This is a genomic window from Sphingopyxis macrogoltabida (genome assembly GCF_001307295.1).
Taxonomy (GTDB): Bacteria; Pseudomonadota; Alphaproteobacteria; order Sphingomonadales; family Sphingomonadaceae; genus Sphingopyxis; species Sphingopyxis macrogoltabida_B.
Genome location: NZ_CP012700.1, coordinates 378,566 through 397,615 on the forward strand (window position 1 = coordinate 378,566; position 19,050 = coordinate 397,615).

Consider the following 19,050-nt stretch of genomic DNA (forward strand, 5'->3'; position numbering starts at 1 on the left):
TCAGAATTTCCCGGTGAGCGAGATAGTGAAGGTCCGGCCCGGCGCATAAGCGACCGATGCGGGCTGGCCGAACAGGTCGGCGTTCGCTTCGCTTGTCCCCAATACCCTCGACGCGCTGGTCAGCTTACGCGAGTCGGTGACGTTGAGGACCTGCAGGTTGACCGAGAAACCCTCGTTCAGTTCGATCCCGGCGCGCACGTCGACGAACGCCGTTTCGGGAAGACGATAGAAGGTCGAGCCTGTATCGCCCGGGAAGCTTCCGTCGAAAGCGCTCCGATAGCGGAGGCTGGCACCCAGATTGCCGCCCGCGGTGCCTGCGACCGGGAAATAATAGTCGGCGCGCAGCGCCCCCGCCCATTTCGACACATAGGGCAATTCGTCGCCGAGCGCGGCGCCGGTCGTCTGACCGGCGAGCAGCGACGTGATCTTGGTGTCGGTATAAGTGAGGTTGGCGCCCAGCGTCAGTCCGTCGACCGGCGAATAGCTGCCCTCGAATTCCGCGCCCATGCTGCGCGCGCTGCCGGCGTTGCCGATGACCGTGTTGGTGCCGTTGAAGAAATTGACCTGGATATTGTCCCAGTCGACAAAAAAGCCGGCAAGGCTGGTGCGCAATTTGCCGTCCATCATCGACGATTTGACGCCTGCTTCATAGTTCCAGGTGGTGTCGGGGTCGAAGCTCGTTCCCGTCGCGGTCGGGCCGCCGGGGCGGTAACCGCGTGCGGCGCGGGCGTAGAGCATGCTGTCGGCAGCGAAATGCCAGCTCGCGTCGAACGATGCCGTCCACACATCGTCGGAGGATGTTCCGCCGCCCGACGCCGGCAGCGCGCCGACGAGCACGAGGAAGCCGGTGCGGGCGCTCGTATAGGCCTGCTTGTTATGGCTGTAGCGGACCCCGGCGCCCAGATCGATCGTCGGGGTGATCGACAGCTTCGCATTCGCGAAGCCCGAATATTCCCTATAGTGGTTGATCGTCGTCACCGTCTGGTAATCGGCGAGCAGTCCGACGATCGGGGCAAGCGCCGGGGGCGGTGTCGCGCCGAAGTTGAAGGTCGAATTGATCCCGCTCAGATAATTGCTGTCCTGGTCGTCGTAAAAGAAGCCGACGAGCCATTCGAAGCTGCCCGAGGACGGCGAGGCGAGCCGCAATTCCTGCGTCGTGCGTTTCACGACCGGGCGCACCGGACCGGAGAATTGCAGGAAGGGCGCGAGGGCCGTGGTCGACGGCGATGCCCTGAATGCGGGCTGGAAAACGGTCGTCAGATCCGACTGGAGATCGACCTTGAAATCGGAATAGCTCGTCGTCGAACTCAGCGAGATGCCGTTTGCGAATTCATAGCGGATATTGCCTTGGAGGACATAATAGCGCGACCGCGAATAGCTGTCCGAATAGGCATAATCGGCATAGTCGCCGTATGTCGGTTCGAGCGTCTGCGCGTTGGCCGTCAAGGACAGGGTGCGGGGCGAATCATTGCGTGCATAGGCGCCGCTCAGGGTGATCGACAGATTGTCGGTCGGCTCGATGATCAATTTTGCCCGCACTCCCTTGCGGCTGTTGCCGCCGAGCGAATCGCGGCCGGTGCGCACGTCGGTGAGCGTCCCGTTTGTTGTGTCGTAAAAGCCGCTCACCCGCAGCGCCGCGACATCCTGGACGATCGGCAGGTTCACGCCGCCGCGCAGCACGGTGCGAAAGGGATCGTCCGCGCCATGCTGCCGCGTCGTCGACAGGTCGATGCTGGCATGGCCGCTGAAATTCGACAGGTCGGGCGCCTTGGTGACGAACTTCACGAGCCCGCCGAGCGTGTTCGCGCCGTACAGCGTGCCCTGCGGGCCGCGCAGCACTTCGACCCGCGCAAGGTCGGACGGGTCGAGATCGGGACTGAACACCGCGCCGAGCGCAAGGCCGGTACTCGCCCCGAACGGCGCATCATCGACATAGACGCCGACCGTGGGGCTCAAATCCTGCGAACCGGTGCTGAGGCCGCGGACGACCAGGCGATTGCTGTCCCCGCCGCTCGGCTGGACATTGAGGCCGGGGACATAGGCGCCGATGTCGGAAAGATTGTTCGCGCGGATGCGGTCGATGAACTGGTCACTGACCGCGCTCACCGAAGAGGGGACGTCGAACAGATTTTCCTCGCGCTTGTTGGCGGTGACCACGATCTCGTTGTCGGAGCCTGCCGGGCCGCTGTCCTGCGCGCTCGCCGGCGTCGCCGCGACGATGGCTGTCATGCTCGATGCGATGGCGAAAAATTGTGCTTTGGTCATTGGTCGTCCCCTCTGTTGTTGCGGACACGGGCAAGGATAGCGGCGCGCCGCTGCTTTCCTCCATCTTCGCTATTGTGTGTCGCCGGGGCGCCGCGCCGGCGGCGGGCGTCCCGGAGCGCGATCAGAAAGCGACCGCGTCGCTGTTGTTGCGGTTGTGCGACGCGGCGTGCAGCAGCCCCGTCTTCGGGTCGCGGCTGATCGCCACCCACTTGCCTTCGCCGCCCAGCCGCGCCTCTTCGAGCGGCATTTCGCGCCAGGCGTAGCCGGTACCGTCGAGGACCTTGTGATCGAAGCGCCCCTCGGGGACGACGAGCGTCGTCTCGCTGGTCGCGGGATCGACCGAGGGCAGGAAGAAATCGGGGGCGTTGATCGCGTCCTCGACCGTCATGCCAAAGCAGGTGACGTTGAGCAGCCCCTGGAAGGTCCGCTGGTGGAGACCCGCACCCATCGACGCGAAGGCGACCACGGGCACGCCGTCCTTGAGCAGGATGCCGGTTTCGGTCGGCGCCGGCAGCCGTTCGCCCGGGGTAACGCGGGCGATCGCAGCCTGCTGGAACGAGGCCGGGTCGCCGATCGAAATGCCGTCGACGAAGATCCCCGTCTTGCCCCAGTTCACGCAGTTGATCGAGTGGGTGATCGCCGCCATATTGCCTTCGCCGTCGATCGCGACGACGTCGTCCGAATGCATCGGTGTCGTCCGCTTCCACTTGGTGAAGGTCTTGCCGCCCTCGATCTGTTGCCACAGCGCGGCGGCGTGCGCCTTGGTCACGCGCGACGCGTCGCTGAAATCGATGCCCGGATAGATGGCGTTCTGCGCTTCCTTGGGGAACATCGAAATGCCGAAGAGCTGCGTGATCTCGAGCGCCTTTTTGAGCTGTTCGGACGACTTGGTCCAATGCCCGCCGCCGCACAGGCCCGCCGCGTCGGCGAGATTCTGCGCCTCGATGATCGAGAAGCCGCCGAAGTTCGGCGCCGGGCTGGTATGGATCGAATATCCGCCGCGCAGGTCGGCGACCAGCGGATCGGCCCAGATCACCTGATAATTTTTGAGGTCGTCGATTGTCATCTTGCCGCCATCGGCCTGGATCGCCGCGACGAGCTTTTCGCCCCATGCGCCGCCATACATGTAACCGGCGCCCTGCTGCGCGACCGCGCGCAGCGTTTCGGCGAGCTTCGGCTGACGAAACAGGTCGCCCTCGGCATAGGCCGAACCGTCGGGCTTGACGAGCGTTGCGCGGGTTTCGGGCAGGCGGCGGATGTCCTTGTCGCGGAATTGGAATACCGTTTCGAGCTGGGCGGTAACCGGCATGCCTTCTTCCGCAACGTGGATCGCCGGTTCGAAGATGCTCGCAAAAGGCAGTTTGCCGAAGCGTTTGTGCGCGGCCTCGACCCCCTTCATGAAACCGCCGACGAGTGCGGTGCGGCCGCTCGGCTCGCCCTTGCCCTGCAGCGCCTCGGTGCTCGAAAAGTCGATCGCGCCGGGGATCGACTGCGGGTCGGTTTCGCCCGCAACCGTGTTCCACTCGGCATTCATCGTATAGGTCTTGCCGCTCTTCGCCTCGTAATAGACGAGCGACATGATACCGAAATAGCTGATCGGGGCGCCCATGGTGAGCGCCACCTGGGTGAGCGCGGTGGTCATCGCGGCGTCGATCGCATTGCCCCCCTGCTTCAACGCCTCGAGGCCGGCGCGTGCGGCGAGGCCGCCATAGGCTACGGTGACCGCGCCCTGTTTTCCCTGAGCCGAACCGGCGGTTGTCCTGTCGACGCCCTGCGCCTTCATATAACGGGCATATTCGCCCGCGGGCCATGATTTCGGTGACAAATCAACATCTCCTCGGGTTGCCGCAAAGGCCTTTGCGGTGATGCCGAACGCCGACGTCGTTGCTATCGCGGTAGTGGCTGCGAAGGCGCCGAGCGCGGTTCGCCTGTCGATATTCATCTGGTGCTCCCTTCCTCATGGCGGCCACCGTCGCCCGATTCAGCGCGGTGACTCGAAATATGCATTACTGTCTTATATTATGCCTCCGGATGCAATCCTTCATTTTCGCCGCTTCGGTAGGGTTTTCGGAGGTCATTTCATGCTGAGAAAAATATAAATTAAACAGCGTTTTAAAAAATACATACACTCTATCCAGCTTGAATTGCGGCCTATTGCGGCGTTGGCGCTCGATCGGCGACGCCGGAGGGCTGCCGTAGACTCATCGGAAATTCGCAATAGACATATATGTATTAAAATGCATTATCACGGGAAAGGATGGGCGGTCCGCGAACGGCCGAGACGAGGAGGGCGAGGCAATCATGACGACACAGGCCGATGCGCGGGCAGCGCGCGAGGGATCCGCGTCGCATCCGGTCTTGAAGAGGCGCTATTGGGCGCTCGCGGTGATCACGCTCGTTTATGCGATGAACATCGCCGATCGCTTCGTGCTCTCCACGCTGATCGAGCCGATCAAGGCGGAATTCCAGCTCAGCGACGCGTCGGTCGGTTTCCTGACCGGGGTCGCGCTCGCCATATTCTATACCGCGGCAGGGCTGCCGCTCGGCGCGCTTGCCGACCGCGTCAACCGGCGCAACATGATCATGTGGGCGCTTTCGGTCTGGTCGCTGTTCACCGCCGCCTGCGGCATGGCGCAGAATTTCTGGCAATTGCTGCTCGCGCGCATCGGGGTCGGGGTCGGCGAGGCGGGGGGCACGCCGCCATCGCATTCGATCCTTGCCGATTATTTCAGGCCGTCGGAACGGATCATCGCCATGTCGGTGTTCGCGCTCGGCATCGCGATCGGGTCGGGGATCGGGGGTATCGGCGGCGGCCTGCTTGCCGAGCGCTTCGGATGGCGGCACGGCCTGATCGTCTTCGCTTTCGCGAGCATTCCCGTGCTCCTTCTCCTGCTGACCGTCCGCGAGCCGCAGCGCGGTGCGAGCGATGTCGCCGCGGCCGCCGCCAAGGCCCCGGGTATCGGTGAGACGATCGCCTTCATCCGTTCGCAGCGCGCGCTGGTCCACGTCATCGCCGGCGCGACGATCGCCACCTTCTCGGGCATGGGCCTCGTCTGGTGGACACCCGCCTTCCTCGCGCGCTCGCACGGCTTCAGCGTTGGCGAGGCGGGGTTCGAGGTCGGGATGATGAGCGGCGTCGGCGGCGCCGCCGCGCTTGTCGCCGCGACGCTGGTGACTTTCAAGCTCGCCCGCATGGCGCCGAAATGGCAATGCCATTTCCTCGCCTGGGTCACGCTTCTGATCACCATCCCGGGCGTGCTCGCGCACAGCGTGAGCGACAAGGCTATGGCGCTATGGCTGCTGTGGCTCTTCATCCCGTTCACTAACGTCTATGTCGGCCCGATGCTGGCCTTGCTCCAGAATCTGGTGCGCCCCGACATGCGCGGCGTTACCGTCGCGGTGGTGCTGTTCACTGCGAACATCGCCAACCTCGCGATCGCGCCGCAGTTGATCGGCATCGCGTCGGATCTGATCGCGCCGCATATCGCCGATCCCGCGCAATCGCTGCGTATCGCACTCGCCTTTGCGGGGCTGACCGGGATCTGGGCCGCGCTTCATTTCTGGATGGCGATCAAGTCGCTCCCCGGCGACCTCGCGCGCGCCGGAACGCTTTGATGTGGGATGTCGGTTTGGGGGTGGGATTACGCCATTCCCCTCCCTTTTAGGGAGGGGAGACAATCGGCCGGAAACCGCCTTCTCTTTGATCGTCACCCCGGCCGCTGCGAGCCGCTAAGCCGCCGTATTTTACCCCAGCCGGTTCTTGACGATCTCGCCGGCGCGCATGATCAGCGGTAGCGCCTCGCCGTTCCGCGCGAGCAGGCCGATGTCCGACAAGGGATCGCCGTCGACGACGATCAGGTCGGCGTGGGCGCCCGCGGCGACGCAGCCGAGCTTGCCTTGCATCTGCAGCACTTCGGCGCCGATCGACGTGGCCTGCCGGAGGATCTCGAGCGGGGTGAATACCTCGCTGCGTATCGTGAATTCGGTACACTGGCGCGTATAGGTGTCGCCGAGCAGGTCGGTTCCGAAGCCGATCTTGACGCCTGCCTGCCGCATCCGGTCCATGCCCGACAGGGCTTCGCCGAAGACCTCGTCGAGCTTTGCCTGGCTTTCGGGCGGAAAGCCCATCTGCGGGCCAAGCTCGCGCAAGGCGAAGATGATCGCCATCGTCGGGACGATGAAGGCGCCGCGCTCGGCGACGAAGGCGGCGGTTTCGTCGTCGATGAGTGTGCCATGTTCGATGCAGCGCACCCCGAATTCGACGCAGCGCCGGATCGCGCTCGTCGGATGGCAATGCGCCGAGGCATAGCTGCGCCGTTCGATGCATTCATTGACGATCGCCCGGACCTCGTCCTCGCGATACTGGTTCATCCAGATCGGGTCGGTGGGCGACGCGACGCCGCCCGACCCCATGATCTTGATCGTATGCGCCCCGCGCCGATATTCTTCGCGGACCGCTGCGATGCAGGCATCGACGCCGTCGGCGACGACGGTCAGGCTGTTCGCCTGACCGCATTGGCAGAAGCCGCCGCCATGACCATGGCCATCATGGCTCATCGGCCGCATATCGCCGTGGCCGCCGGTCATCGACACGATGCGCCCCGCATAGAGAAAGCGGGGGCCGCGAATGAGGCCTTCCTCGATCGAGCGCCACAGCGACCAGTCGCCGCCGCCGATATCGCGCACCGTGGTGAAGCCGCAATCGAGTGCATGGCCGAGCATGCGCACGGCATGCGCGGTGCGGTGCGCAGGGCCCATCGCATCGACGCGCTGGACGTTCACATCGGAGATATAGGCATGGATATGCAGATCGATCAGCCCCGGCATCAGCGTGCGGCCGCCGACATCGATCCGCCGCGCGCCGTCGGCGGCGATCGGGCGCTCGGACACCTCCTTGATCGTGCCGCCTTCGATGGCAACCGACATGCCCGTCGGGCAATCGGCGTTGGTGCCGTCGAACAGGCGGGCGTTTTCAAGGATCGTAATCGTCATGGCCATCTCCGTGTTGGCAAATTTTCCCGCAGGGGCATTGCTATATTTCATACATAAGTGTCATAAATTGCCGGCGATGCAATAGGGTTTGCGATATCTCGGCGAAACGGCAATGCGACCGCGTGCTCGATTTTGGTTGGACGGTCCATGTTTCCCGTGAGAGGACAGGGAAGGAAACGGATGATGCGACAGGAGAATATGATGCGCCTAGCTTTTGCCTTGCTGCTGTTGCCGGCGCTGCCGCTCGTCCCGTTCCATACGCCCGCGTTCGCACAGACGGTGCAGTCGGGGGCGGAGGACGCGGCGCTGCTCGAATTTCTCGACCGGGCTTATGACGAACAGGTGGCCTTGCGTCCCGAAACGCAGACCGTGCTCGGGTTCAAGACCGATTACGACCGGCTCGACGATTATACGGACGCCTTTGCCTTGCGCGAGCAGGCGCTCGCCGAGCGGCAGCTCAAGGACATGCAGGCGCGGTTCCGTCCCGATCGATTGGGCGAACGCGCGCGTGTCAGTTATCGCCTCTTCGAATATGAAGTCGAACGCGGCCGCGAATCGACGCGGTTTCGGAAACTGCGCTTTCCGGTGACGACGAACGGCAGTCCCGCGGGCGAGATTCCCGTCCTGCTCATCAACAACCACAAGATTGACACCATTGCCGACGCCGAGGCTTATATCGCCCGCCTGCGCGATACCGATCGCGTGATGCGCGAGGTCGCGGCGCTGATGCGCGAACAGGCGGCGGCGGGAATCGTGCCCAACAAGGTCAATTTCGCGCCGGCCCGCGCCGACGCGCGCCGGGTGGTGACCGGGGCGCCGTTCGACGACGGCCCCGATTCGACGCTGATGACGGATTTCCGCAAAAAGGTGGCCGCTCTCGACGCGCCGGCGGCCGCGAAGGACAAGTTGCTCGGCGACGCGCGCGACGCGTTGCAGGGGCCGTTCCGGCGCGGTTACGAAGCGCTCTTTGCCGTGCTGGACGAAATCGAACCGCAATCGAAGGGTAATTTCGGCGTCTGGAACCTGCCCGACGGCGCGGCCTATTATGCCGATCAGCTCAAAAGCGCGACGAGCACCAGCCTGACCGCCGATCAGATCCACACGCTCGGCCTCGAACAGGTGGCGAAGATTCGCGGCGAGATGGAAGCGATCAAGCGCGAGGTCGGCTTCGAGGGGACGCTCGAGCAATTTTTCGATCACATCCGCACCGATCCCCAGTTCAAATATGCGAATACCGAGGCTGGCCGCGAGGAGTATCTGCGCGATGCGCGGGCCGTGGTCGCTTCGGTAATGGAGGCAGCGCCGCGCTATTTCAGCGTGTTGCCGAAGGCGGCGCTTGAGGTGCGCGCGGTGGAGAAATGGCGCGAGGGAACGGCACCCACCGCCTTCTATAACCAGCCTTCGGCCGACGGGTCGCGGCCCGGCATCTATTACGTCAACCTCGTCGACATGAACCAGACGCAAAAGGTGCAGGTGGCGGGCATCGCCGCGCACGAAGGCGCGCCGGGACATCACTTCCAGATCGCGCGCCAGCAGGAACTTGAAGGGCTTCCCAAGTTCCGCAAGTTCGGCGGTTATGGCGCTTATATGGAGGGGTGGGGACTCTATTCGGAGCGGCTGGCGGACGAGATGGGGGTGTATAAAACCCCCTATGACCGCTTCGGCATGCTGTCGCTCCAGGTGTGGCGGGCGATCCGCCTCGTCCTCGACACCGGCATCCATTCGAAACGGTGGACGCGCGATCAGGCGATCGCCTATTTCCGCGCCAACAGCTCGGTCTCGGACACCGATATCGCGCGCGAGGTGGACCGCTATTTCAACTGGCCGGGGCAGGCGACGAGCTACATGGTCGGCCAGCTTCGCATCGCCGAGCTGCGCAAGCGCGCCGAGCGCGAACTGGGGCCGCGGTTCGACATCCGTGAGTTCCACGAAGCGGTGCTGAGCGAAGGCGCGCTGCCGCTCGACCTGCTCGACGAACAGGTCGGCCGCTACATCGCCGCGAAGCAGAAGTGATGCAGCGGCGCCGGGGCTAGCGGCGCCGGTAGCGAAAATACCAGATTTCATGCCCCTATTCAATTAAAATATTGTAAAATATAGATTTTATGGGGAATAATCCCAGTGGTAATCCAACCAGCAATCACCCAGCAATCACCCAGCAATCACCGGATTCTAGGGCGTAAAAACCTCGTGCCCACGGCACAAAGGCTCGCGTCGATGGTGACACGCCTCGAAGAGGAGACCCGGATCGGCAAGGGGGGGACCCTGGCGGCGCAGCTGTCGCGGCTCGACCTGATCGTGCTCGACGAGCTCGGTTATCTGCCGTTCGCCCGCTCCGGAGGGCAGTTGCTGTTCCACCTCAACAGCAAGCTTTATGAGCGCACCAGCGTCATCATCACCACCAACCTCGCCTTCGGCGAGTGGCCCACCGTCTTCGGTGATCCCAAGATGACTACGGCGCTGCTCGACCGCGTCACCCACCACTGCGATATCATCGAGACGGGCAACGACAGCTGGCGCTTCAAAAACCGCAGCTGACCGCCACCTTCGGCGCCTTCAAAAATCTATCTTGCGCTGCGCGCGCCTCCGGTCGGGCTACGCCCGCCCTCCGCCGCACGCAGCGCAAGGCGACCCTCAACTAACCAGCATCATATCCGAAAAAGGGGTCCCTCTTCGACGCCGATCGGGGGTCCCTTTTGAACGCCGTTTGACATCGCTGGCTTTCCTCCCCGGTCCTGACGAGATCGCGCGGTCGAGCAGCGCCGTAGTCATCTTGGGATCACCGAAGATGATGGGCCAGTCTGCTAACGCGGGGTTTGTAGTGATGTGCACACTGAAGCGCTCATAGGCCTTGCTGATCAGAGGGAGCAGCGCCCTCCCTTCGTCTGAAGGGCGGATATCCAAGCTTATCGAGCAGCATCAGGTCGAGCCGTAACAACTGCTTTGCCAAGGTCCCGATCTTGCCGGCCCAGGTCCCTCTTAGCGGCGTGTTGCCATTTCTGATGTGGCGGATGCTGCGTTTCCGGCGCGGACAAGTCTGCCGGCAAATCAGGATCGAGCGCTTTGCGGGGTGCGATCAAACTTCATTTTCCGATCAATCAGCCCAACTCAAGGGGCGAATTGAAAAGCAAACTGGGCGAAAACGTTATTATATTGACAATTATGACCACTTGGGGGATTTATGCCTGAATGCTGGCGCAGACCAGTTGAAACTATGCGGGTTTCGGGGCTGGCTTGAGCTAGTCGACGGGAGGATGGAAAATCATATATTTTTGAAGATTTTAGCCGGGTGTGCGGCGCCTACCGCTTAGCCGCTGGGCACGCTGCATGTCTGCGCCTCAAAGATCACAGCCCGCAAAAATAAGGATGCGCGCCGAGACGCGCGAATGGGAAGGGAGAGACTGAAGTGATTAATCGATCAAACCAGCTTGCCACAGTGTCCGCGTTGGCAATGGCGGGCATCATGCTCGGTGTATCGACGTCTGCCAGCGCGGCTGACACTATCGAGGGAAGCGAGGCGCCAGCAAGCCGTGATGCCTCGGCCAACACCGATGGAAGTTCGACGGGGCTAAACGAAATTATTGTGACAGCTCAGAAGCGGTCCCAGAATCTCCAAGATGTTCCTGCAGTAATTAACGCGCTCGACGCGGGCATGATCGAGGATCGCCAGATTGGCGGTCTTGAAGAGCTTCAGGGGGCGGTTGCGGGCCTCAAGTTCGACCCTGTTTCCGGCAACTCCAACATTTCCATTCGCGGCGTCGGCACCACCTTCACGACCGGCGCGGGCGAAAATTCGGTCTCCTTGCATCTCGACGGCGTCTATCTTTCGAGCCCTCAGGGCGCTGGCCTCGGCCAGTTCGACCTTGGCGGGATCGAAGTGCTGCGTGGCCCGCAAGGGACACTTTACGGCAAGAATTCCACGGCGGGTATCGTCAACTTCATATCGGCGGCGCCTACCCGCGAGTTCGAAGCGGGCGTTACGGCGGGCTACGGGAATTATGACGACCTCAAAGGCTCGGCTTATGTCAGCGGCCCGCTTAGCGACGGAGTGCGCGCGCGGCTCTACATCGAAGGTGGCCAACGCGATGGCTATGTCAAGAATCTCCAGACCGGCCAGGATCTCGACGATCTGCGCTACATCGGTGGCCGTTTCGGTATCGACGCCGACGTGTCGCCCGGGTGGGATATGGAAGCGCGCCTGACCTACCGGCGCGAAGCCAGCAACGGCCCGGTGCGTCAGCCCTATGACCTCAACCGCCTGTCCTTGCCGATCCAGGATACGATCGTCACCCCTCGCCGGTTGAACTCACCGCTCATTTTTGACGGCAATCGGTCCATCGCGCTGGCATCGCTGAAAAACACGTTCGATCTCGGCGGCAACGTAAATCTTGTCTCGATCACCGGCGCTTCTCGCCTGCGCGTCAATTACAATTCGCTGGACTCGTTGGCGCAAGGAAATCCGAATGACCCGATCTTTGCAAATCTGACCATTCCGATCGCCCAGGGTGTCCGGGTTTCGACCTTCTCACAGGAATTCAACCTCAAGGGCGACAGTGGGCCGGTGGACTGGCTGGTGGGGGCCTTTTACTATAATGAAATCAACCGAACGACCGGCTCAGTTACCCTCGACGGACGGCTGCTTGGCAGCCCGTCCGCACTCATCCGTGTGTCCAACGGCCGCTCGAAGCGCGAAAGCGCCTCCATATTCGCAGATGCCACGATCAGCGTGAGCGACGCTACCCGGCTGTTTGGTGGCGTCCGGGGTCTTTACGAGCGGTCGCAAAATGATCTGTTGGTGACGTTCCAGCTTCCCGGCGGCACGGTCGTTCAGACCGATTGCAGTCCGGGCGCACCGCTTCAGCGCGTGACCGACTGGTCGGCTACGGGACGCATAGGCCTGCAGCATGATCTGTCGGACGATGTCATGGCCTATGGGCAGTTGTCGCGTGGGTACAAGTCCGGCGGCTTTTCCAACAGTACCTGCGGCAATCAGTATAAACCGGAAACGGTCAACGCCATCGAGACGGGACTCAAGACGCGGTTTCTTGACAGGCGTGCGACGCTTAACCTCTCGGCCTTCTACTATGATTACAAGAATATCTCGGTCGAGCAGTCGACGATATTCGGGACCAATGTCGTAGGCGCTCCGAAAAGCGAGATCTACGGGCTGGACATCGACGGGCGGCTGCAGGTCAATGATATGCTGAGCTTCGATGGCAACGCGAGCTTCGTACACAGCGAATATAAGCGCTTCCTGTCGACGGGTGGCGCGATCTTTGGCGAGCCCGATGGTACCGATTTGGCGGGACGGGCTCTCAACAAGGCTCCGGGTGCGTCCGGTACGATCGGCACGCAACTCGAATTTCCCGTCGGTTCGGGCAAGATCACGCTTCGCGGCGAGGCCTATTTTACAAGCGGATACCGCCTCCGCGAATATAATGATCCCTCGCTGCGGCAGAAGGCATATGAACTGTATAATGCATTCGTGACGTACGAACCCAATGATTTGGTCACCGTGCGTGGCTTTGTCCGGAACATCACCAAGACAAATTATATCCAGGGGACTGTGGTGCAGCTCAATGGGGTCACGGGGGTCTATAATCCGCCACGCACCTATGGTGTGGAACTGGCACTGAAAATCCGCTGAGGCACCAGGGCCGGCCTGCGGGCCGGCCCGTCGCCGAAGAATATTGAACACGGAAAGTTGATTTGAAATGAGTGCGGAAACTGAAGAATTGCAGGGGTTCTACGACAAGTCGGTCGCGGCTGCGAAGTCGGGCTACCCGGAAATTGACGCAGATCGGCTGGCAGCCTTCATTGCTGCGCAGCCCGGCATCGAACCCCCCGTCACGCTCAGCAATTTCATTGTCCCGCAATCATCCGGTGCCAGTAACGGCATTCTGTTGTTCACGGCCGAGTTCGGGCGGAGCGGCGAGCGTCGCCGGGAAGACATGGTCGCGCGTTACGCACCTGGCACGACCATGATCAAGCAGAAGAGCTTTTCTGACGAGTTCCTGACTCTCGTCGCGGCATACAAGCGCGGTCTGCCCGTGCCCGAGCCGCTATGGCTTGACGCGGACGGTTCCGCTGTCGGCTATCCGTCTTTCGTCATGGCGCGGATCGAGGGCACGCCTCCCGCGTCCGCAATGTACTCCAAGGGGCCGCTCGCCGACGTCAGTCCGGAAGCGCGCAAGGCGATGATGCTCGAGGCCGCTGGCTTTCATGGTCGCCTGCGCCGCGAGGCGATCGGACGCGACGAACTGCCGCATCTGCTCGCGCGCGGAAGCGGTGAAACCGATATCGAACGCGAACTCAACTGGTTCCTCGCGGAAGCAAGGCTAAGCTCCGAGCCGGACGATCCGAAGCTCGAGCCCATCGTCGAGGCTCACCGCTGGATGGTCGCGCACCAGCCAGCCGTTCGCGAGGGAACGCTTGTACAGGGCGATTCCCAGATCGCGAATGTGATGTTTCGCGACGGGCGGCTTGCGGCGGTGCTCGATTGGGAACTCGCCTATCTCGGCCATAATGAGGCCGACCTTGCGCTCATCGTCTTCCTCACCGAGACGATGAAACAGCTCGACAAGCATGTCGACGGGACACCGACCGAGGCAGAATATCTTGCTCGGTTCGAGGAAGAGGCCGGCGCTCCGGCGGAACATTATGACTTTTTCAAACTGTTTCCTCTCTTCAAGACGCAGTGCATCCTGCTATCGGGGCGGAGCTTCCAGCCAGCCTTCGAACAGGTCTGGACCTATTATCTCGCCCACCTTCATGCCGAACTCGCCAACGCGAAACGCATATACGGCGATTGACGCCGCGGATCGGGGCATGGCGGACAGCACCCGGCCACAATGGACAGGGACCGCGCAGCTTGCCAGCTGCGCGGCCCCTCTATCATTAGCATCGGGTCCGGCACTTTCGCGCATTCTCAAACGCGATTGCCGGCTGGGCGTCGCCGTGCCGGCGCCTTTTCCGGGCGCCGGCAACCCACGTCGATTCAAATAATATAATCCTCGGCCTTGCTGAGCCCCTCGGCAATCGCAAGAAAACTGACGTCCGCCTGGTTCGGGATATATGAACCCCGGCCAGGATTCGTACACATTTCGAGATCGACGAACCCTGTTTTCCCGCCATATTCAAAGGTCGAGATATTGTCCTGCGAGAATGTGCCCATCGCCGGCAGAGGTGTGAGGAACCCCTGAACGACCTTGGATTCGATCCTGAGCTGCTCGCCGGACTCAAGCGTCATGATGCCGATGCTCCCGAGCGGAGTCAGGCCATCATAATCAAAGGTCACGGCAACCCGCAGGTTGGTGATCGCCTCCTGCTTGCCGTTGCGATCGACGAAGCCCATTGTCATCGGGGTCGTTTCGTTGAAATCGAGAAAGAAGCCCGCGAAGCTGAGTTCGGAACCACAGGTGCCGGTATACATGCGATATCGATGCATCATGGGCGCGCTGTCGCTGCGCTTCCCCCATGACCGGTCGCGATGGGCAAGAGCGTCAATTTCATATTCATTGTCGCCAATTCGGACTTTCCCGCGAATGCGGCCGCCGCATTCGAGGTGACCATCGGAATTGGTAGCTTCTTCGAAATGCTCTGTATTCTTGCCCGACGGCCAGTTGCGCGGTGTATAGAAGCTCTCGTAAAATTCGATATCAGCCGAAGACTCAGGCTCGTCCCAGGTGTAGCGCATCCTGCCGTCGCCGAGAGCCTCGGCCGTGTGGCTGCCAACGACCTGCTTGCGGGACTGGCGCGCGTCCGCACCTAATTTTACCTCGTTGCGCGGGGCGCTGTTGAGGACAAAGCGTTCACCGCCCGTCTTGAAGACGAACAGCATCAGCTGGCCCGTGCCCTTGTTCGGCTTCTGGCCGATGCGATGGAAGCCTCCCACGCCCAATTTGACATCATAGAACCAGTAGCAATCGCTCTCCTGCCAGCTAGGTTCGTCGCTGAACTGGTGCGGGCAATCCCAATGATCCGAGAACACGGCTTCCATTACCTCAATCCCTTCTTTTCTGTTTGTAATGACTAAAGATCACGCCCCCGCACCGGCCATGCCATTGACCATCGCCATGAAACCTTCGCCCGGCGATGCGTCCGGCATACCGAGTTTGCGCGCCATCAGCATCGTCGCGGGATTGTTTGTCAGCACGTCCGTCCCCGCTGGCATCCGCCCTTCGCCGACGAGGCGATCCGAGAAGCGAATTCCCACGATGTTCATGCGGAACCAGGCGAGCATCGAATAATAGTCCAGATCGGCAACCGGCCGACCGCGTTCGGCTTGGTAATGGGCGATGATCTCGGCGCGGCTTGGCAGACCCTCGAGCCGCGCTACCCCCGACAGCGTCGAGAAATTTTCCTCGGCCTCGAGCCACCATGCGAGATCTGCTTCGCCGGGACCGAGGGAAGCCATTTCGAAGTCGATCAGGGCTGCTACGCTGAGGTCGGGTCCGAACATCATATTGGCAGGTGTCGGATCGCCCCAAAGGACGCTGACATCGGTGTCCCGGGGCTTGTTTGCCATGAGATAGTCGAGGGCGGCGTCGGCAACTTCGAGCCGGCGACCAGCTTTGGCCCAGATATACCAGTCTCTGGTCCAGGCAAGGAACTGATCGATGCCGGGTTCGCCCCGCTGGCGGTCGTCCAGAAAGGAAAAGCCTTGCCGCCAGTCGATCCGGTGGAGCCGCGCCAGCGTTCCGATCGCTCGCAGCCATATGTCGCGTCGCTGTTCGATCGGCAAATCGGCGAGCCACCCTTCGACGTTATAATTCGGCACCTGGTCAACGACCCGTCCTTCGATCGCCTCCATCACGAGGAAGGGGCTCCCGATCGGCGCCGGGTCGGGTTCGACACCGAGCGCGCGCGGGGCAGGAATATGGGGGTGGAGCGCGAGCGCCTCCATCATCCGGTGCGGCAGCCTGATATCGGCGTCCAGGAAAAGGTCCGTCCCGGCGAGTTGTCGCCTGATGACGAGTGCGCGTTCACGATGTTCGCCATCGGCTTCATAAGCCATGGTAGCGAACATCGTTTCAGCGGAGTTACCCGTGCCGCTGGGAAAACGCAGGGGCGACAAGGTCAGGTCGCCCAGTTCGGCGAATTTCTGCCGCAGCCAGGCCCGAAGGCCTTTCCGCATCGCCTCGCGGTCGATCGTCTGCGAGCCGCTCATGGATGATTCAACCCGGCCCGGCTGCGGTAAAGACCGTTGTCGAGTCTGCCGCTCGCCACGAAGGTCGGACGATCGGTTCCATTGCGTGGGTTCAAGATCGTGTCGATGAGGCCACCGCCCGTGCGATTGCCGCAACGTATTGTGCATGGCATCGCCATCTCGAAATGCTTCTGACCAAGTTCCAGCCAGACATTGCCATATCCTTCGGCCTCGAAAGTCAGCCGGCCAAATTTTTCCGAAACGGCCACGACGGTTCCGCCCCGATTGGATAGCCCGTCAAATGCCATCAGCACGGACGCATCCTCGATCACGGCGGTGTCCACTTCGCCATCCTTTACGATATAGCCGAAAAGACTTTCGAGCCCGGAGCGCATACGCCCGCCGCCGAAGCCAAAAGAAAAATCCTCACCAAGCGAGCCCACGAGCCACCAGGCGGCAGACATGTCGGCATTGGGGTTATCCATGTGCCGTGGGCCCCAGCTATGGTCGCGATAGGTAAAGCCCGAAATGGCGCGCTCGGGCTCGTCGCCGATCCGAACGGACCCGGAAAAAGTGCCGCCGGCCTGGAGATGATTGGCTGCCATCACGCGGCTCGTTTCGTTCCGCATGCCAGTGAGGTCCCAGAAATCATAGGGTGCGTGCACATCGCGGACCTGGATATCGAGATCGACATTCTCGTCGCTGGCACGCCACCGGCTTGAGCGGACGCCGAATGTGGCGGACTGGAAACCATCGGCATGGAACGTGTCGACGGACCGGTCGGCTTCGCGAAGGGGAAGCCCTTCAGCTGTGCGGGAATAGTTGAGCCCGTTACGCGAGGTCACGCCAAAGCAGGACCGGGTAAGGCCGAGGTTCGGTTGATGGCCGATCCGGATGAAGCCGCCGATTTCCTGGGAGGGATCGGCCCAGCCAAGGACAATGCTTTCCTGCCATTGCGGATCTTCCCCAGGATCGTGCGGAAGCTCGACATCATCCGGCAGCGGTGACAGTTTCGAAATTTCCATGGCCTCGTCCCTTCATTGCGCATTGCGCGCGATTCCTCGAAACCCGGGAAATCGTTCGTTCATTAATTACTCATCTAATTATATTTTCTTTCCGCCGTCAACAGGGCTGCTGCTGCGGCGGGTTTAACGGTGCGTTGCGGCGGAGGAACGGGCAGCGGGCACGCGCCACGAATTTTTTAGGTATTCAATTAATTATCCGTTGACTTTCGCTGCTCAATCGGCCCGATGGTGCTTCGCCCTCGTTGCGGGAGCGTCGTCTGCGGTCACGAAACATGGCACAATCGTTCGAGCACCGCGGATGATCGCCCGAGGATCCCGCCTGGGCGATGGGCGCCAACCTGCGGTCGAGAGCCGGCCGCGCGGCAGAACAGAAACGGGAGAGTCATGTCGGAACTCGATGTCGATCAGATTGGCGCAGCTATCGTCAAGCATCAGCGTGGTGCGCGGTTCGCCGAAACCACTCCCGATCAATGGGGCGACCGGCTCATGCAGTTTATCGGCGCGCAGGCGGGAGTCTCGGACGTCCGAGTCGCCAACGTGCGCGAAGTCGGCACAGCTGCGGGTGGTTCGAACGGAACTCTTCTGTTCGAGGCAAGCTGGACCGAAGACGGCGAGCCGCGCTCGTCGGGTCTCGTCTTGCGTTTCATGCCGACGCGCGGCCTGTTCCACGCCTATGACGTCACCGCGCAGTTCAACCTGCAGCGCGCGCTTGAAGCCACCGATGTGCCGGTTCCGCCACAGATCTGGCTCGATCCGGACGGCAACCTTCTCGGTCGCCCGGGCTATGTGATGGGAATGGTCGAGGGGGCGAGCGCGCCGATGACCTGGATGACTTCGGGCATCATCGCCGACGCTGAGCCGGCAGCGCGGCGCGAGATGCAACTGGGCTATCTCGAAGCGCTCGCGCGCGTGCATGCGCTGGACTGGCGGGCGCTCGGGCTCGAATGGCTGGAAAAGCGCGCGGCGGGTGCGCGTCCGATCGAGCGCGAGGTAAATTGGTATTGGGATTCGCTCGAATATGCCGACTGCAAGCCCTATCTCGAAGCGCTGCGACCGCTCCGGGATTGGCTCGTCGCAAATGAGCCGGCCGACATTGATACGGTCCTGTGTCATGGCGACGCGAACTTCGGCAATTATCTCTATCTCGGGACTGCGGTGTCGGCCGTGGTCGATTGGGAGATGAGCTTTCTCGGGACGCCCGAATGCGATGTCTGTTTCACGCATATGGGCGACCAGATCATCCAGAATGATGTCCCGGCTCTGGAAGGGACGCTGAGTTATCAGCAGCGGATTGCAGAATATGAGCGACTGTCGGGGCGCAAGCTTCGCAACATGCCCTATTTCGAGCTGTTTACGGCCTATCGGCTGGCGGTCATCAACGTGCTGACGTTCCGGCATTTCCCGGAGCCCATATTGCGCCAGTTGTTGCCAGTCATCGAACGCGGGCCGAAGATCGCCGCGGATTTGGCCGCCAGGGTCGGACTGGAGATTTTGCTGCCGCCGTCGGGCACGATCGACTGAAATTTAGGGTCCACTTGTTCGCTCGACCCCGAGCGTCCTCTCCGCACTGCGACGCTCGCGAGATCGCGAGTCCTTGCGGCTGCGGCGACCGCAGCAGTTACA

Annotated in this window: 11 protein-coding genes and 2 pseudogenes; 6 read left to right on the forward strand and 7 right to left on the reverse strand. The window is 61.9% G+C overall.

What is annotated here, in order from left to right; all coding sequences use genetic code 11:
* Positions 1–2,265 carry a TonB-dependent receptor gene (locus AN936_RS01900; RefSeq protein ID WP_054586664.1) on the reverse strand — a complete coding sequence of 755 codons (2,265 nt, stop codon included), beginning with the start codon at positions 2,263–2,265 and terminating at the stop codon, positions 1–3.
* A 121-nt stretch (positions 2,266–2,386) separates the two neighbouring features.
* The gene (locus AN936_RS01905; RefSeq protein WP_054586665.1) at positions 2,387–4,207 is read right to left on the reverse strand and encodes a gamma-glutamyltransferase; all 1,821 of its coding nucleotides are present in this window, start codon (positions 4,205–4,207) and stop codon (positions 2,387–2,389) included.
* 359 nt (positions 4,208–4,566) lie between these two features.
* Between AN936_RS01905 and AN936_RS01910 the strand changes: the two genes are divergently transcribed.
* Positions 4,567–5,880 (forward strand): spinster family MFS transporter, encoded by a 1,314-nt coding sequence (locus AN936_RS01910; RefSeq protein WP_054586666.1) that lies wholly within the window; start codon positions 4,567–4,569, stop codon positions 5,878–5,880.
* Between the two features lie 129 nt (positions 5,881–6,009).
* Here the strand turns inward: AN936_RS01910 and AN936_RS01915 are convergent, their stop codons facing one another.
* Positions 6,010–7,257, reverse strand: a complete 1,248-nt coding sequence (locus AN936_RS01915) for a metal-dependent hydrolase family protein (protein WP_054590042.1) — start codon at positions 7,255–7,257, stop codon at positions 6,010–6,012.
* A 198-nt stretch (positions 7,258–7,455) separates the two neighbouring features.
* On the opposite strand from AN936_RS01915, the gene AN936_RS01920 reads away from it, so the two are divergent.
* Together AN936_RS01920 and AN936_RS01925 are read left to right on the forward strand one after the other, a co-directional pair.
* Positions 7,456–9,270: a DUF885 domain-containing protein gene (locus AN936_RS01920; RefSeq protein WP_054590043.1), complete on the forward strand. Its 1,815-nt coding sequence runs from the start codon at positions 7,456–7,458 to the stop codon at positions 9,268–9,270.
* A 201-nt stretch (positions 9,271–9,471) separates the two neighbouring features.
* Positions 9,472–9,792, forward strand: a pseudogene (locus tag AN936_RS01925) (ATP-binding protein); the annotation flags it as partial.
* A gap of 210 nt (positions 9,793–10,002) precedes the next feature.
* On the opposite strand, the pseudogene AN936_RS24575 reads toward AN936_RS01925, so the two are convergent.
* Positions 10,003–10,219 (reverse strand): annotated as a pseudogene (locus AN936_RS24575) (ATP-binding protein); the annotation flags it as partial.
* Positions 10,220–10,705: 486 nt separating this feature from the next.
* On the opposite strand from AN936_RS24575, the gene AN936_RS01930 reads away from it, so the two are divergent.
* Positions 10,706–12,901 (forward strand): TonB-dependent receptor, encoded by a 2,196-nt coding sequence (locus tag AN936_RS01930; RefSeq protein ID WP_084758109.1) that lies wholly within the window; start codon positions 10,706–10,708, stop codon positions 12,899–12,901.
* A gap of 67 nt (positions 12,902–12,968) precedes the next feature.
* Positions 12,969–14,066, forward strand: a complete 1,098-nt coding sequence (locus AN936_RS01935) for a phosphotransferase family protein (protein ID WP_054586668.1) — start codon at positions 12,969–12,971, stop codon at positions 14,064–14,066.
* A gap of 185 nt (positions 14,067–14,251) precedes the next feature.
* Here the strand turns inward: AN936_RS01935 and AN936_RS01940 are convergent, their stop codons facing one another.
* From AN936_RS01940 to AN936_RS24970, 3 genes are read right to left on the reverse strand one after another with little or no spacing between them, the layout of a single operon-like run.
* Positions 14,252–15,253 (reverse strand): DUF7064 domain-containing protein, encoded by a 1,002-nt coding sequence (locus tag AN936_RS01940; RefSeq protein ID WP_054586669.1) that lies wholly within the window; start codon positions 15,251–15,253, stop codon positions 14,252–14,254.
* Positions 15,254–15,292: 39 nt separating this feature from the next.
* The gene (locus AN936_RS01945; RefSeq protein ID WP_054586670.1) at positions 15,293–16,423 is read right to left on the reverse strand and encodes a phosphotransferase family protein; all 1,131 of its coding nucleotides are present in this window, start codon (positions 16,421–16,423) and stop codon (positions 15,293–15,295) included.
* Positions 16,420–17,427 carry a DUF7065 domain-containing protein gene (locus AN936_RS24970; protein WP_054586671.1) on the reverse strand — a complete coding sequence of 336 codons (1,008 nt, stop codon included), beginning with the start codon at positions 17,425–17,427 and terminating at the stop codon, positions 16,420–16,422. Before AN936_RS24970 ends, AN936_RS01945 begins: the two co-directional genes overlap by 4 nt.
* A 384-nt stretch (positions 17,428–17,811) precedes the next feature.
* On the opposite strand from AN936_RS24970, the gene AN936_RS01955 reads away from it, so the two are divergent.
* Complete coding sequence (locus AN936_RS01955; protein WP_054586672.1) at positions 17,812–18,948, forward strand: phosphotransferase family protein; 1,137 nt, start codon at positions 17,812–17,814, stop codon at positions 18,946–18,948.
* The last annotated feature ends 102 nt before the right edge of the window (positions 18,949–19,050 follow it).

What these genes read in the sequence shown, in the direction of transcription:
- AN936_RS01900 (WP_054586664.1), bottom strand. Translation starts at nt 2,265, where the DNA reads ATGACCAAAGCACAATTTTTCGCCATCGCATCGAGCATGACAGCCATC.
- AN936_RS01905 (WP_054586665.1), bottom strand. Translation starts at nt 4,207, where the DNA reads ATGAATATCGACAGGCGAACCGCGCTCGGCGCCTTCGCAGCCACTACC.
- AN936_RS01910 (WP_054586666.1), top strand. Translation starts at nt 4,567, where the DNA reads ATGACGACACAGGCCGATGCGCGGGCAGCGCGCGAGGGATCCGCGTCG.
- AN936_RS01915 (WP_054590042.1), bottom strand. Translation starts at nt 7,257, where the DNA reads ATGACGATTACGATCCTTGAAAACGCCCGCCTGTTCGACGGCACCAAC.
- AN936_RS01920 (WP_054590043.1), top strand. Translation starts at nt 7,456, where the DNA reads ATGATGCGCCTAGCTTTTGCCTTGCTGCTGTTGCCGGCGCTGCCGCTC.
- AN936_RS01930 (WP_084758109.1), top strand. Translation starts at nt 10,706, where the DNA reads ATGGCGGGCATCATGCTCGGTGTATCGACGTCTGCCAGCGCGGCTGAC.
- AN936_RS01935 (WP_054586668.1), top strand. Translation starts at nt 12,969, where the DNA reads ATGAGTGCGGAAACTGAAGAATTGCAGGGGTTCTACGACAAGTCGGTC.
- AN936_RS01940 (WP_054586669.1), bottom strand. Translation starts at nt 15,253, where the DNA reads ATGGAAGCCGTGTTCTCGGATCATTGGGATTGCCCGCACCAGTTCAGC.
- AN936_RS01945 (WP_054586670.1), bottom strand. Translation starts at nt 16,423, where the DNA reads ATGAGCGGCTCGCAGACGATCGACCGCGAGGCGATGCGGAAAGGCCTT.
- AN936_RS24970 (WP_054586671.1), bottom strand. Translation starts at nt 17,427, where the DNA reads ATGGAAATTTCGAAACTGTCACCGCTGCCGGATGATGTCGAGCTTCCG.
- AN936_RS01955 (WP_054586672.1), top strand. Translation starts at nt 17,812, where the DNA reads ATGTCGGAACTCGATGTCGATCAGATTGGCGCAGCTATCGTCAAGCAT.